The organism is Aquisalimonas lutea (genome assembly GCF_030409225.1).
GTDB lineage: Bacteria > Pseudomonadota > Gammaproteobacteria > Nitrococcales > Aquisalimonadaceae > Aquisalimonas > Aquisalimonas lutea.
Map to the genome: position 1 here is coordinate 551719 of NZ_JAUFPK010000001.1, position 14297 is coordinate 566015.

Consider the following 14297-nt stretch of genomic DNA (forward strand, 5'->3'; position numbering starts at 1 on the left):
TTCCCGTGCACGAGGATGGCGGTCATCACCGGCGGATCGATAGTATGATACGTGTTCGAGGGGCCGCGCTGGCTACCCGTGATGGCGGCCGGCGGCGGTTTGAGGAAGGACCCACAAGGTGACCCTGCATGTCGGCAGCGTATCCCTCCTGGGGTGAAAACACGGTACCGGTGGTGGTCGTCGACGACGCCCGCTTCACGCTGGAAATGCTCCGCCGCGTGCTCCATGGCACCGGCTTTACGGACATCCGCGTCGCCGCCTCCGCGGCGGAGGCGCTGGAGCTGCTTCGCCAGCGGCCGGCGGACGTCCTGGTGGCCGACTGGCTGATGCCGGACGTCGACGGCCTGGCGCTGACCAGGCAGGTGCGCCGCATGGACGCGGACACCAGCCACTACACCTATATCCTCCTGCTGACCGCCCGGGAAGGAGCGGCGTCGCTGGACCAGGCGTTCGCCAGCGGCGTGGATGATTTCGTCAACAAGTCCCCGGACAGCCAGGAGCTGCTTGCACGCATCCAGGCGGCCGGCCGTATCGCCCGCCTCCAGAACGACCTGCTGGCCGCCGGGCGCGAGCTGGCGGAGCTCCGGCAGCAGGGGGCGGACGACGACTCCCTGGCGGCCGGCCTCGGCAATCGCGGCTACGTGGAGGAACAGCTGGAACGCCTGCTGCGCCACGTGGAAGGCCGGGGGGGCAGCGCCTGCGTGGCGCTGGTGCGCCTGAACGATCCGGAGACCCTGGCCGCCAGCCACGGCGACCGCGTGGTCGCGGAGATCCTCGCCGCCATGGGGCGGCGGCTGGTGCAGTCCGTCCGCCCCCTGGACCGCATCGGGACCACCGACGGGCGGACCTTCGCCGTGCTCATGCACCACGACGCGCCGGGCGGCTGCCACCCCAACACCTTCCGCCGCGTCGAGCGCGCCGTGAACCTGCGCGCCTACGACACCCCGGCCGGTTTCGTGAACGCCACTGCGGCCATGGTTCTGTGCAGTCTCGATCAGCAGGCGGCAAGCGCGCGTCCCGATCCCGCCGCGGTCCTGGCGACGGCCGGGGAATGGCTGGACGAGGCGCGGGCCGCCGGGCGGATTCTGGTAGCCCCATTGCCAGCGGATTAGCCGGGGTCGTCGGGCAGGAAGCCGCGCAGCTCCGCGGCCGCCATGTTGCCGCCGGTGACCACGGCCACGATCTCTCCTTCCGGCGGCAGCAAGCCGTCCACCGTGCCGTCGAGCAGCGCGCCGGCGCCGACGGCCGCCCCGGGCTCGGCATGCAGCTTCGCGGAACCGAGGAGATGACGCACGCCGCGGGCGATGGTCGCCTCCGGCACGGTCACCAGCTCGTCCACCCACGCGCGGGAGAGCCGGTAGGCGTTGTCGCCGGTGATCGCCGGCGCCAGGCTGCCGGCGCAGGTGGTCACCGACCCCAGCCGGGCCGGGCCGCCCCGGCGCCAGGCGTGAGCCAGGGCGGCCGCGCCTTCGGGCTCGACGCCGATCACCCGCACCGCCGGATTGCGCTGCTTCACCGCAATGGCCAGGCCGCTCACCAGGCCGCCGCCGCCCACCGGGCAGAGAATCGCGCCCGCCCCGGGCATCTGATCGCCGATCTCCAGGCCCACCGTCCCCTGCCCGGCGATCACCCGCGGGTCGTCGAAGGGGTGGACCAGGGTCAGGCCGCGCTCGGCCACGAGCGCCTCCATGCGCTTCCAGGCGGCGTTGATGTCGCCGCACAGGATCACCTCGGCACCGAGCGCCCGGGTGGCCTCGACCTTCGCGGTGCTGGCGCCCTGCGGCATGACCACCGTGACCGAGGCGCCCGCGGTGGCCGCCGCCCAGGCCAGCGCCGCCGCGTGATTGCCCGCCGAGACCGCGGCCAGGCCGGCGGCGAGCTCGTCGCGGGTGGCGGTTCGCACCCAGTTGAGAGCCCCGCGCGGCTTGAAGGCGCCGGTACGCTGGAACAGCTCGCACTTCAGGTGCACGGGCCGTCCCAGGCGCTCGCTCAGCCCGTGATCCCGGATCGTCGGCGTCGCCTCGACGCGATCACGGATGCGTCGATGCGCGGCCAGGATATCGTCGCCGTCGACCATGCTCGTCTCCTCCTGGCACAAGTCTGTGCCACTCCCGCAAGCGCCGCCAATCCGCCGCACCGGGCCCGTCCGGGCTAGACTTGCAGGGAGTAACCGGTGGAGGGCAGCACCGGTACGGAGCGCGACATGACGAGCCAGCCACAAGGCGCCGGCGCGGTCTTCTCCGCCGACGGCATCTATCGCTATCGGCTGTGGCGTCGCTGGGCCGCGGGAGCGCAAGCGAACTTCCTCCTGCTGAACCCGAGCACCGCCGACGCCGACACCAACGACGCCACGGTGGAACGGTGCGTACGGCGTGCGCGCCGGCTGGGCTGCGGCGGGCTGGAGGTAACGAACGTGTTCGCGCTGCGCACGCCGTCGCCGGCCGGGCTGTACCGTGTCGACGACCCCGTGGGACCGGGGAACGACGGCCACGTCCTGGACGCCGCCGGCACCGCGGGCCTGGTGATCTGCGGCTGGGGCAACCACGGTCGCCTGCGGGCACGCGGCGCCGCCGTGCTCGCCATGCTGCGTGCCCACGGGATCGTGCCCCTGGTGCTGGACATCACCCGGGCCGGTGAGCCGCGGCACCCGCTGTACCTCCGCTATGGACTCCGGCCGCGCTGCCTGTGACCGGCGCCCGGCGGCCGCCCCGGGCCGGCGCTCATGCCGAAGGCTCGGCCTCGGCGACCAGCCAGTCCCACAGCAGGATCGCTTCGTCGCGCACGGGCGCCCGCCCCGGGCGGGTCAGGTAGAACGCCTCGTCCACCTCCAGCCACAGGGGAAAGGGGGCGACCAGCGTGCCGTCGGCGATCGCCTCCGGCATGAAGCTGCTGCGACCCATGGCCACCCCCGCGCCATGCCGCGCCAGGGCGTGGCTCGTGGCCATGGTGTCGCACAGCAGGCTGTGCGTGCGGCCCGCGAGATCCGCAACGCCGGCCTCCGCCAGCCACTGCGGCCAGCCGGCCTCGAAGCCGGTGGCGTGCACCAGGGTGTGCTCGCTCAGGTCCGCCGGCCCGGCCAGCGTGCCGGCGATCGCCGGTGTACACACGGGGGTCATCTGCTCGCGGGTGAGACGGACGACGTCCACGCCGCTCCAGTCCCCCTGCCCGTACCGGATTTCCATGTCCGCCCCGTCGCCGCCGAAATCCCCGGGCCACACCGCCGTGGCCAGGCGCAGCGGTACCTCCGGGTGCGCCTGCTGGAACCGGGCCAGGCGGGGCGCCAGCCAGAAGCGCATGAAGCCGGGTGTGGAGCGCAGGGTCACCGGGCCTTCCCGCTCCGGGCCGAAGGCCTCCTCCACGCCGCTGGCCAGGCGCTCGAAGGCATCCCGCACGGCCGGGACGAAGGCGCGACCGGCTTCCGTGAGCTCCAGCGCCCGGGCATGCCGGATGAACAGGGCCTGGCCGGTCTGGTGCTCCAGCAGCCGGATCCGCTGGCTCACGGCAGCCTGGGTAATACCCAGCTCGCGCGCGGCCTCGGTGAAGCTCATGTGCCGGGCGGCCGCATCGAAGGCGTGCAGCGCCTGGGCGGAGGGCAGACGTCGGGGCATGGTGCGGCACTCCAGGGATAAGCGCGGTATAAGCAAACCAGTGAAGGCAGGTTCACCGGCGCCCGGCGATCGGGTCAAGCGGTTTCCGCGGCGCCGCCATGTCCATGCGATCAGTTTTCTTGGGTCTTTGGGGCCGGATTCTTCGTTTGCGACCCGCACCCGCGGCACCGAGCATGACGGTGTCATACGCCAACGCAACGAGAGGGAGCCAATGACCGCGACCGCAACCGAGACGCAACGCCCCGAGCCCCTGGTGGACATGGGCGAGCTTTCCGCCTATGCCGGCGACCACCGACTGCGCAGCGCCCAGCTCGACGGCGAGACGGTCCGGGTCACCTGGGACGACGGGCGCACCGCAGGCTACCACCCGTTGTGGCTGCGCGATCACTGCCCCTGCCCGGCGTGCCGTCATCCCCAGACCCGGGAGCGCACGTTCCGTCTCCTCGACCTTCCGGAGACCCTTCCGCGACCGGAGGTAGAGGCCAGTGCCCGGGGCACCCTGATCGTACGCTGGCCGGCGATGGCGGAGCACGCCGCCCACGAGAGCGAGTTCGACCCCGGCTGGCTGCGCCAGCGCGCCGCCGCGGACGAAGACCTCGACGACAGCGGGCGCACGCAGCTGTGGGACGCCGCGATCGCCTCCAACCCGCCCTCCGTGGACTTCGGCGAGGTCACCGGCTCCGACGCCGGCCTGCGGCGCTGGCTCGACCAGCTCAGCCGCTACGGCTTGGCGCTCATCGACAACGGCCCCACCGAGCCCGGCAGCATCGAAGCCGTCGTCGCCCGGATCGGCTGGCCCCGGGAGACCAACTTCGGCCGCTACTTCGACGTGGTCTCCAAGCCGAACCCGAACAACGCCGCGTTCACGGCCATCGCGCTGGAGCCGCACATCGATCTGCCCAACTGGCAGCGGCCGCCGGACTTCCAGTTCCTCTACTGCCTGGAGAACGAGGCGGAAGGCGGCGCATCGACCCTGGTGGACGGCTTCGCCGTGGCCGAGTCCCTGCGCAGCGAAGACCCGGAGGCGTTCCGGATCCTCAGCGAGCAGCCCGTGGATTTCCGCTTCCAGGACGAGGAGGCGGACATCGCCTACCGCGCGCCGGTGATCGGGCTGGACGCCTCCGGCCGTCCGGCGCAGATCCGTTTCAACAACTGGATCCGGGACACCCTGCGACTGCCCGCCGACCAGGTCGGGGCGTTCTACCGGGCGTACCGGCAGTTCTGGCAGCGGCTGCGCGACCCCCGGTTCGTGTTCCGCTTCACCCTGCGGCCGGGCCAGATGATGGCCTTCGACAACCTCCGTGTGCTGCACGGGCGCGAGGCCTTCGATCCCAACACCGGGCAGCGGCACCTGCAGGGGACCTACATCGACCGCGACCTGGTCCGGTCCCGCCTGCGGGTATTGGAGCGGGGCGGCTGAGCCAGTGCGCCCCTGCTCCCCGGGAGGCCGGCGCATCGGCCTCCCTTTCTCCGAAGCAACAGGGAAATCCGTATCGATGCAAAACAATCATGTCATCCGGAAGGGGCTCCCGGCCCTGGCACTCGCGTTCAGCGTGGCCGCTCCCGCCGCCGCCGACACCGTGGATTTCGGCATCCAGGCATGGCCGGGGGTGACGGTCAAGACGGAGGTCGCATCCCGGCTCCTCGAGACCATGGGCTATGACACGGCTACCACGGAACTGTCGTCATCGGCGATCTACCAGGGCATCCGCAACGGCGACATCGACGTCTCCCTGGGCGCCTGGATGCCGGCGCACGAATCCATGGTCCAGCCTCTTCTCGACGACGAGGTCGCCGTCCAGCACGCGGTGAATCTCCGCGGCGCCGTGCAGGGGCTGGCGGTTCCGGCGGAGGTCTATGAGTCCGGCGTCACCAGCGTCGAGGAGCTGGTCGCCGAGGGCGAGCGGTTCAATCGCACCATCTACGCCATCGAGCCGGGCGCCGGAATGACGCGCGCCTTTCGTGCCGCCGTGGAGGAGGACTACAAGGGGCTCGGCGACTGGAATGTCGTCCCCAGCAGCGTCGCCGGCATGATGGCCCAGGTGGATCGCGCGGTGCAGCGCGACCAGGCGGTGGTCTTCCACGGCTGGAAGCCGCACTGGATGGACGTGGTCTACGACATCCGCTTTCTCGCGGACGAGGACGGCAGCGACATCGCCGACATCGAGACCACGGTCTACACCGTGGTACGCAGCGGCTGGCCGGACGAGAACCTGCAGGCCAGCCGCTTCCTCGAGCAGATGGAGGTGCCCCTGGACGCGCAGAGCGTCTGGATCAAGGGGCTCAGCCGGGACGAGCGCGAGACCGAGGTGGTGGCCGAGGAGTGGATCCGCGGCAACCTGGACACCGTCGAGGACTGGCTGGAGGGCGTCCGCGGCGCCGACGGCGAGCCGGGCATCGAGGCCGTACGCGAACGCTACGGCTCCTGACACCCGGGCGAACCGGGCAGCCCGCCCGGGCTGCCCGGGAAGCGGTATGTGAGCACCGCCGGTCGCATACCGGATGCGCTCAGGCCGATCGGCGCACCGGCGCGCCCGATTCCGTGTCGCCCGGTTCATGATCGTCGATTTGCGACCAGGCGGTGCGTACCGCGACGAGCAGGGCGCCGATGGCGGCGTCATCCGCCCGGTCGGCGCGATAGACCAGTCCCAGGTCGATGGGCCAGGACGGCTCCAGCAGCTTGAGACTGCCGTTGCCGGCCGCCTCGCGGCCGTAGCGCTCTTCCAGCAGACCCAGGCCCATGCCGGCGCGCACCATGGCGCGGATGGACTCCTCGCCGTCGACCCGATTGATGATGTTCGCTTCCGCCGTGCTCGCCCCCAGGATCTCCGGCATGAGCAGGCGGAACGGGCAGCCGGCGACGCCGGGCCAGATCCAGGGCAGTGCCGCACGCTCGGCCGGATCGTCCGGCAGCCGGTCCAGCGGGAAGTCCCCGGGGGCCGCCACCCGTAACCGCCGCCGTCCCAGCAGCTCCCGCGCCAGCGCCGTATTGTCCACCGGCCCGTAGACGAAACCGGCGTCGAGCCGGCCGGCCGCTACGTCGGCGACGATACGCTCGCTCATGCTCGACTCCAGCTGCACCACCAGGGGCGGCTCGCCGCGCGCGGCCACGGTCATGAGCGTACTCACGCCCAGGTGCTCCGGCGGTGCGTTCAGGCCCAGCGACACCGTGCGCGTGCGGTTGCCGTTGAGTACAGCCGCCGTGTCCCCGAGCTCGCGCACCGCCGTCATGACCCGGCGTGCCGCGGGGAGGAGACGCTCGCCGGCGTCCGTCAGGGCCATCCCCTGCCGCGTGCGGCGAAACAGCACCACGTCGAGCCGCTCCTCCAGCTGCCGCACGTGGGCGGTAACCGCCGAGGGGGTCGTGTGGCGGCGCGCCGCGGCCCGGGTGAGATTGCCTTCCTCCGCCACCAGAAGGAACGAGCGGACCTGGTTGAAGTTCAGATTCATCGTTCACCGTCCATGAATATAAGGGTCACCAATCTGCAATGGCGGCGGCCGCTTGCCTTGCCAATAATAGCTCATGAATCAAGCGCACGAGGCAAAAGCGATGATCACGAATACGCAACAGTCCGTTCGTGAAAACAGAATACTTTCGGCATCGCCGGACGGCACCTCCCGGCACCCGCCCCGGCCGCTGCGGATCATCACCCGGGCTGCCGACGCGTTCCACCGGATGCGCCGCCGTGCGCGGCTGCGCCGCGACCTCGAACGCATCGACGACCGCATCGCCCGCGATATCGGCATACCGCGGTACGAGCTCGAGCGGGAGGCGGCGAAGCCGTTCTGGCGGAAGTAGCCCCTGCACCGAAACCACTTCCCCTGACCCCTGTACGCCAGAGCAGGTGCCGGGCCCGAGCCACGGGCCCGGCACCACCCGCATTCCTCTGTCTGTCGCCCGGGAAATCAATTGGTCGCACCAATATTATACTGGCGCCAACCGGGCACACCCCCGCACGAAACGCGAAAAAAGAATATAAAATCCTATAAATCAGATATTTTATTAAACGCTTGACGACCCCACCGAAACTGTGCTCCGATGAAATCACAATTGGTCCGACCAAAATAATAATGCCACCAGGAGGAGAGAAGCCGTGTATTCCCCGGACGAAGACGGAGTCTTTGAGCAACTCAAGAGCGTGATCCTGGCCGCCGAGACCGACGCCAGGGGCCGCGTCCGGCTGCCCCCGGAGCGCACGCTGGCCGAGCAGCTCGGTGTCCAGCGCTCCACCGTCCGGGAGCGTCTCGCCAGCCTGGAGAACATCGGCGTCATCCGGCGCACCCGGGGCAGCGGCACCTACGTGCAGATGCCCAATCCCGGATTCGTCCAGCTGTACTTCGATCTGGCGGTCAAGCTGGGCTATGTCTCGGTGGACGAGATGGAGCGGGCCCGGGAGATGCTCGAGCGCGAGATCGCCCGCATCGCCGCCAGTCACGCCACCGACGACGACGTCGCCGAGCTCGCGCGGCTCTACGAGGTGATGGTGCACGCCCGGACCATCGAGGAAGGGCTGGAGGCGGACTACGAATTCCACCAGCGCCTGGCGTACATGACGCGCAACCCCGTCGTCATTCTTCTCATCGAGGGGCTGTCGTCCGTGCTGCGCGAGGTCCTGTACCGCCGCCGCGTCCTCGTGCGCCGCGTGCCCGCCGGCGCCGAGCGCACCAACGCCACCCACCCGGCCATCGTCGAGGCGATCCGGGCCCGGGATCCGGAAGCCGCCATGGCCGCCATGGACGAGCACTTCCGCGTCTGGGAGGAACAGGCATCCAGCATCGCTTCGTCCCGCGATAGCGCCAGCCTCCTGGAAACCCCGCCACGAAACCAAGACTCGCCCTAGCGAGCACACGTTGCAGCAATCTCGACCGAGGAGGAGAGACGATGAAAGCAGTAACTCTGAGCAAGGGCCTCATGCTCGCAGCGAGCATGACCCTCCTGACCCCCGCGGTTTCCGCGGAAACGCTGGTACTGGGACACGGCGCGGCGCCGGACAATCCCCGGACCCGCGCCGCCGACCTGTTCGCCGCACTGGTCTCCGACTACACCGGCGGCGAGCTGGAGGTCCAGACCCAGGGCTCCGAGCAGCTCGGCTCCGATACGGAGATGCTCCAGCAGGTGCAGACCGGCGCCCTGGATCTCAGCGCCAACAGCCAGGGGCCGCTGGCGTCCATTGCACCCAAGGCCAACGTCTTCGGCCTGCCGTTCCTGTTCGACTCGCCCCAGGCCGCCTGGGAGGTCGTGGACGGCGAGATCGGTGACGAGGTTGCTCAGCAGGCCGAGGAGCGCGGGATCAAGGTCCTGACCTACTGGGGCAACGGCATCCGGCACACCACCAACAACGTCCGCCCCATCGAGGGACCGTCGGATTTCGAAGGGCTGAAGATCCGCACGCCCGACGACTCCATGACCATCTCCATCTTCGAGACCCTGGGAGCCAACCCCGAACCCCTGGCCTTCGGCGAGCTCTACACGGCCCTGCAGCAGGGGGCGATGGACGGCCAGGAGAACCCCATCGTCAACATCTGGTCGTCGGATCTCTACGAGGTCCAGGAGTACCTGTCGCTGACCGGGCACAAGTACGAGGTCACGCCCTTCGTGGTCAGCCTGCAGACCTGGAACCAGCTCTCCGGCGAGCACCAGGAGGCGATCACGCGGGCGGCCGAGGAAGCCGGCACCTACCAGCGCATGGAGCTGGTCCGGCAGACCAAGGAGCTTCTCCCGCGTCTCGAGGAGGCGGGCGTCGCCATCAATGAGGCCGACGTCGCGGCCCTGCGGGAGGCGACAAGCTCGGTCTACGACGCGTGGGAGGACGAGCTCGGCGACATCGTGCCCGAAGCTCGTGAAGCGGCCGAAGCAGCGAACGCGCAATAACGGCGCGCCACGGTTGCCCGGGAGGTGAGCCCCCGGGCAATCAACGAACCTGCGGAGGTCGATCATGTCTCCCACGCGCATCGTTCATGTGGCCAGGGCGGTCCGGCGGGGCTTCGTCTATGCCGCCGGCGCCGTCATGGTGGCCTGCACCCTGGTCATGGGCACCGTTCTCATGGCGGGCGTCGCCCTTCGCTATGTCTTCGGCGGCGGCCTGACCTGGGGCACTGAGCTGTCCGTGATCCTGTTTCCCTGGCTGATCCTCGCCGGCGTCGTCGTCGCCGCGGCCAACAACGAGCACCTCGGCATCGACTACCTGGTGCGCAAGCTGCCCGCCGGCTACCGGCGCGCCCTGCAGCTGGTTTCCATTGCCGTTGTCACGGGGCTGATGCTGGTGATCGCCGCGCAGTCCCCGCAGCTGCTCAATGCCTTCCAGTATCAGCGCACCGCCGTGCTGGGGTGGCCGGTGTCGTACGCGTTCTACAGCCTGCCGTTCGGCCTGCTGTCGGTCGCGGCGGTCACGCTGCTGCGCGTGCCCGAGGTACTCTTCGGGGAGGCGGAGTCATGACCGCGGTTGCCCTGCCCGTTTTCCTGGTGCTCATGCTGCTGGCGCTGCCCATCGGCTTCGCGCTCCTGGCGGCAAGCAGCGTGGGCGTTCTCTTCAGTGAGCGGTTCGACCTCATCATCGTCGTGCAGCGGTTTTTCTCCGCGTCCCAGAGCCCGCTCCTGCTGGCCATTCCGTTCTTCATCCTGGCCGGCGAGCTGCTGATCTCCGGCAAGCTGGGGCAACGGCTGATCCGTTTCGCCAGCCTGCTGGTCGGCCACATCCGCGGTGCCCTGGGCCAGGTCAGCGTGGTGACGTCCATGATGTTCGCCGGCGTCTCCGGGTCCGCGGTGGCGGACGCCTCCGCCCTGGGTTCCGTGCTCATTCCCTGGCAGAAGCGCGAAGGCTATCCGGCCCCGTTCGCTTCCGCGGTGAACGCCGCGAGCTCGGTCATCGGCGTCATCATTCCGCCGTCCATACCGCTGATCATCTACTCCAGCGTCTCGGACGCCTCGGTGGGGGCGCTGTTCCTGGCGGGCATCATTCCCGGGCTGGTATTCGCGCTGGCCAGCGTCATCGCCGTGTACGTGATCGCGCGGCGGCAGGACTTCCCCCGCCAGGAGATCGAGATCACCTGGCGGGCGCTGGCCAGCGAGTTCGTGCATTCGCTGCCGGCGATCTTCATGCCGGTGCTGATCCTGTCCGCCATCATCAGCGGCGCCGCCACGCCCACCGAGGTCAGCGTCGTGGCGGTGTTCTACGCGCTGATCGTGCGGGGTTGCTACCGCGACCTGGGACTCATGCAGCTGCTGCGCTCGATCATCGACGCGGGGCGTGCCACCGGCGTGGTCATGCTTCTCATCATGGCGTCGTCGGTGCTGGGCTGGATGATCACCATTGATCAGGTGCCGAGCCAGGTGATCGGGTTCGTCAACGGACTCGGCCTCCCCGAGTTCGGGATCATCCTGTTCATGAACGTGCTCATGCTGCTGATCGGCACGTTCCTGGACATGACCCCGGCAATCCTGCTGCTGGCGCCGGTACTGGTCCCCCTCGCGGATGTCATCGGCATGAGCTCCACGCAGCTCGGCATCATGATGGTGCTGAACCTGGCCATCGGCCTGTTCACGCCTCCCGTGGGCACGACGCTCTACATCTCCTCGTCCATCGCCGGCGTGCGGATCGAGGAGACCGTTCGCGCCCTCGTGCCCTTCTACATCTTCGCGCTCATCGTCCTGGGCATGGTCAGCTACATGCCGTTCCTGATCATCGGCGCATGAGCCCGAACGCAACACACGGAACAGGAGTCAGATCATGTTACTCGACAACCACCTCGCCGTTATCACCGGAGCCGCCTCGGCACGCGGGATCGGTTCCGCGACGGCGCGCCTCATGATGCAGCACGGGGCCCGGGTCGCGATCCTGGACACCGACCAGGACGCCCTCGACAGTACGTGCGAATCCCTGGGCGACGGCGCCCACGGCTACCGCTGCGACGTCACGGACTGGACGGCGACCCGGGCGTGCTTCCAGCGCATCGCCCAGGATCTCGGCCCGCCGGACACGCTCGTCAACAACGCCGGCATCACCCAGCCCAAGGGACTGCTCGAGATCGAGGAAGACGATTTCGACGCCGTGGTCGGGGTCAATCTCAAGGGCACCTTCTTCTGCACCAAGGCCGTCCTGCCGTACATGCAGGAACGCGGCCGCGGCAGCGTGATCAACATGTCCTCGGTCTCGGCCGAGCGCGGCGGCGGCATCTTCGGCGGCCCGCATTACAGCGCCGCCAAGGCCGGCGTGCTGGGGCTCATGCGGGCGGTGGCCCGCAACCATGCCCGCGAGGGCATTCGCTGCAACGCCGTCGCCCCCGGCTTCATCGAGACGGACATCACCGCCGGCAAGCTCAGCGCCGAGCAGCACCAGGGGATCCGCGAGTCGATCCCCGCCGGCCGCACCGGAAGCCCCGAGGACGTCGCCCGCATCTGCGTCTTCCTGGCATCGGAGCTGTCCGAGTACGTCACCGGCGAGGTGGTGGACGTCAACGGCGGCATGCACATCGACTGAATCGGAACGAACGGGAGGTAACACCATGACGAAACGGGATGTACACGGAGCGTCCAAGGAGGAGCTCCGGGACAAGGCCCGCATGATCCGCCGCGAGGTCGTCCGCCTCACGGACATCTGCGGCTCGGGGCACTACGGCTCGGCGTTCTCCATCGCCGAGCTGCTGTCGGTCCTTTACTACGGGCTGATGCACGTGCGCCCTAACGAACCGACCTGGGCGGACCGGGACCGGTTCACCATGGGCAAGGGGCACGCGGCCATCGCGCTGTATCCGGTTCTTGCCGACCTCGGCTTCTTCCCGAAGACCGATCTGGACAGCTATACCCGTCTCGGCTCGCCGCTGGGCGACCACCCGGACATGCGCAAGGTCAAGGGCGCCGACTTCTCGTCCGGCTCCATCGGCCACAACCTGTCCGTGTCCGTGGGCATGGCCTCGGCGCTCAAGCTCAGCGGCTCGCCGGGCCGCGTGGTCTGCATGATGGGCGACGGCGAGCAGACGGAGGGCCAGGTCTGGGAGGCCGCCATCGCCGGCAGCGCCTGGGGGCTCGACAACCTGGTGGGCATCGTCGACATCAACCACGCCGGCTCCGACGGCTATACCCAGGACACCATGCCCACGGAGCCGCTGGCGGACAAGTGGCGCGCCTTCGGCTGGGATGTCATCGAGCTGGACGACGGCCACGACCTGGACAAGACCTTCGATGCCCTGAACCGGGCGCTCAACGACAAGCGCGACAAGCCGTGCTGCGTCCTGGCCGACACCGTGGCGGGCAAGGGCGTGTCCTTCATGGAAGGCGGCTGGCAGTGGCACCTGGGCTTCCTGGGCAAGAAGGACGTCGAGCGCGCCTACGCGGAGATCGAGGCCGGCCACATCGGCTGAGCGCGGCAACAACGGCACGACGGGAGCACGCAATGAGCAACACGACCTATCAGCACAGCAGCCGCAGGAACGTGGACCTTTCGGAGTCCACGGTGACCGCGGATTTCGACGAGGCCACCTGGGACATGCCGGGTTCCCTGGCCCTGTCCGGGCAGCTGACCACCGGCCAGGCCCTGATCGAGCTCGCCGAGGAAGGCCGCGACGACCTAGTGGTGTGCAGCGCCGACCTGATGCGCCCCACCCAGGTCATCGACTTCGCCAAGAAGTACCCGCAACGCAGCTTCAACTTCGGCATCGCCGAGCGCAACATGATCAGCGGCGCCGCCGGGCTGGCCGCCTGCGGCTACCTGCCGGTGGTCTCCAACTACTCGTTCTTCCTGGCGCTCATGGGCCTGGAGAACATCCGCGACGACATCTGCTACACCGACCTCAACGTGCGCATGATCGGCACGCACTCCGGGGTGGCCATGGGCTTCTACGGCACCTCGCACCACAGCAACGAGGACATCGGCGCCCTGCGCACGCTGCCCAACCTCACGCTGATGGCGCCCTGCGACGGCAATGCCATCCGCTCGGCGTTCCGCGAGACCATCGACCACCAGGGGCCGATCTACTTCCGCGCCGGACGGGGCCGCGAGAAGCAGGTCTACAGCGAGCCGCCGGAGTGGCGCATCGGCGGCTCCAACACGCTGCGCGAGGGCCGGCATGCCACGGTGCTCGCCGTCGGCAACCTGGTCAGCGCCGCCCTAGAGGCCGCCGACGAGCTGGCCGGCGAGGGCATCGAGCTCACCGTGGTGGACATGTACTCCATACGCCCCATCGACCGCGAGCCCATCCGGCGGGCCGCCGAGCAGAACGGCCTCGTGATCACCGGCGAGGAGCACAACATCACCGGGGGCTTCGGCTCGGCGGTGGCCGAGGTCATCGCCGAGGAGGGCCTGGGCTGCCGGCTCAAGCGGGTGGGCATGCCCGACGAGTACTCCCTGCTCGGGCCGCCGACCCACCTGTACCGTCATTACGGGCTGGACGGGCCCGGCGTGGCCGGCACGGTCCGCGAGGCCCTGAAGGCGAGCGCGTAGCTGCATCGCACCCTCCCGGGCCCCGCCGTCGCGCGCGACGCCGCTGGCGGGGCCCGCTTCCCTCTACCCCGCCGCTCCGTTGTACCGGGTTCCCCGGGTGTGCGCGAACCCTGGAACGCCGGCAGCAAATGAGGCACGCTCGGATAACCAGTGCCGGCAGGCTCCGTGAAGCCCGGCTCCGCACCATCCGGAACGGACACGACACGCGCCGCTGCGGAGCGGCCGCGGGCCCCGGCCCACTCCGATGACCGCG

At 69.4% G+C, this 14297-nt stretch carries 15 protein-coding genes; 12 read left to right on the forward strand and 3 right to left on the reverse strand.

Annotated features, from left to right (window positions below; genetic code table 11):
• Nucleotides 1-128 precede the first annotated feature (128 nt).
• Nucleotides 129-1112 (forward strand): GGDEF domain-containing response regulator, encoded by a 984-nt coding sequence (locus QWY84_RS02685; RefSeq protein ID WP_290200905.1) that lies wholly within the window; start codon nt 129-131, stop codon nt 1110-1112.
• Here the strand turns inward: QWY84_RS02685 and QWY84_RS02690 are convergent.
• Nucleotides 1109-2077 carry a threonine/serine dehydratase family protein gene (locus tag QWY84_RS02690; protein ID WP_290200906.1) on the reverse strand — a complete coding sequence of 323 codons (969 nt, stop codon included), beginning with the start codon at nt 2075-2077 and terminating at the stop codon, nt 1109-1111. The two genes, QWY84_RS02685 and QWY84_RS02690, sit on opposite strands and share 4 nt — an antisense overlap.
• A gap of 126 nt (nt 2078-2203) precedes the next feature.
• Between QWY84_RS02690 and QWY84_RS02695 the strand changes: the two genes are divergently transcribed.
• Entirely contained in the window at nt 2204-2689 is a 486-nt protein-coding gene (locus QWY84_RS02695; RefSeq protein ID WP_290200907.1) for a DUF1643 domain-containing protein, read from the forward strand.
• 31 nt (nt 2690-2720) lie between these two features.
• On the opposite strand, the gene QWY84_RS02700 is transcribed toward QWY84_RS02695, so the two are convergent.
• Entirely contained in the window at nt 2721-3608 is an 888-nt protein-coding gene (locus QWY84_RS02700) for a LysR substrate-binding domain-containing protein (RefSeq protein ID WP_290200908.1), read from the reverse strand.
• Between the two features lie 211 nt (nt 3609-3819).
• Here QWY84_RS02700 and QWY84_RS02705 point away from each other — a divergent pair, with 211 nt between their 5' ends.
• Together QWY84_RS02705 and QWY84_RS02710 are read left to right on the forward strand one after the other, a co-directional pair.
• Entirely contained in the window at nt 3820-5028 is a 1209-nt protein-coding gene (locus QWY84_RS02705; RefSeq protein ID WP_290200909.1) for a TauD/TfdA family dioxygenase, read from the forward strand.
• Between the two features lie 76 nt (nt 5029-5104).
• Entirely contained in the window at nt 5105-6037 is a 933-nt protein-coding gene (locus tag QWY84_RS02710) for a glycine betaine ABC transporter substrate-binding protein (protein WP_290200910.1), read from the forward strand.
• Between the two features lie 79 nt (nt 6038-6116).
• On the opposite strand, the gene QWY84_RS02715 is transcribed toward QWY84_RS02710, so the two are convergent.
• Nucleotides 6117-7058 (reverse strand): LysR family transcriptional regulator, encoded by a 942-nt coding sequence (locus tag QWY84_RS02715; RefSeq protein WP_290200911.1) that lies wholly within the window; start codon nt 7056-7058, stop codon nt 6117-6119.
• A 73-nt stretch (nt 7059-7131) separates the two neighbouring features.
• On the opposite strand from QWY84_RS02715, the gene QWY84_RS02720 reads away from it, so the two are divergent.
• The 8 genes from QWY84_RS02720 to QWY84_RS02755 all read left to right on the forward strand — a co-directional run bounded on the left by QWY84_RS02720 (nt 7132) and on the right by QWY84_RS02755 (nt 14044).
• Nucleotides 7132-7407 (forward strand): DUF1127 domain-containing protein, encoded by a 276-nt coding sequence (locus tag QWY84_RS02720; RefSeq protein ID WP_290200912.1) that lies wholly within the window; start codon nt 7132-7134, stop codon nt 7405-7407.
• Nucleotides 7408-7702: 295 nt separating this feature from the next.
• Nucleotides 7703-8449, forward strand: a complete 747-nt coding sequence (locus QWY84_RS02725) for a FadR/GntR family transcriptional regulator (RefSeq protein ID WP_290200913.1) — start codon at nt 7703-7705, stop codon at nt 8447-8449.
• Between the two features lie 41 nt (nt 8450-8490).
• The gene (locus QWY84_RS02730) at nt 8491-9480 is read left to right on the forward strand and encodes a TRAP transporter substrate-binding protein (protein WP_290200914.1); all 990 of its coding nucleotides are present in this window, start codon (nt 8491-8493) and stop codon (nt 9478-9480) included.
• A 64-nt stretch (nt 9481-9544) separates the two neighbouring features.
• A complete protein-coding gene (locus QWY84_RS02735) occupies nt 9545-10045 on the forward strand; it encodes a TRAP transporter small permease (protein ID WP_290200915.1) in 501 nt (166 codons plus the stop codon).
• Nucleotides 10042-11301 (forward strand): TRAP transporter large permease, encoded by a 1260-nt coding sequence (locus QWY84_RS02740; protein WP_290200916.1) that lies wholly within the window; start codon nt 10042-10044, stop codon nt 11299-11301. The genes QWY84_RS02735 and QWY84_RS02740 overlap by 4 nt, the downstream gene beginning before the upstream one ends.
• 34 nt (nt 11302-11335) lie before the next feature.
• Nucleotides 11336-12085 (forward strand): SDR family NAD(P)-dependent oxidoreductase, encoded by a 750-nt coding sequence (locus QWY84_RS02745; protein WP_290200917.1) that lies wholly within the window; start codon nt 11336-11338, stop codon nt 12083-12085.
• A gap of 25 nt (nt 12086-12110) precedes the next feature.
• Nucleotides 12111-12965 carry a transketolase gene (locus QWY84_RS02750; RefSeq protein ID WP_290200918.1) on the forward strand — a complete coding sequence of 285 codons (855 nt, stop codon included), beginning with the start codon at nt 12111-12113 and terminating at the stop codon, nt 12963-12965.
• 32 nt (nt 12966-12997) lie between these two features.
• Nucleotides 12998-14044: a transketolase family protein gene (locus tag QWY84_RS02755; RefSeq protein WP_290200919.1), complete on the forward strand. Its 1047-nt coding sequence runs from the start codon at nt 12998-13000 to the stop codon at nt 14042-14044.
• Nucleotides 14045-14297: the final 253 nt, after the last annotated feature.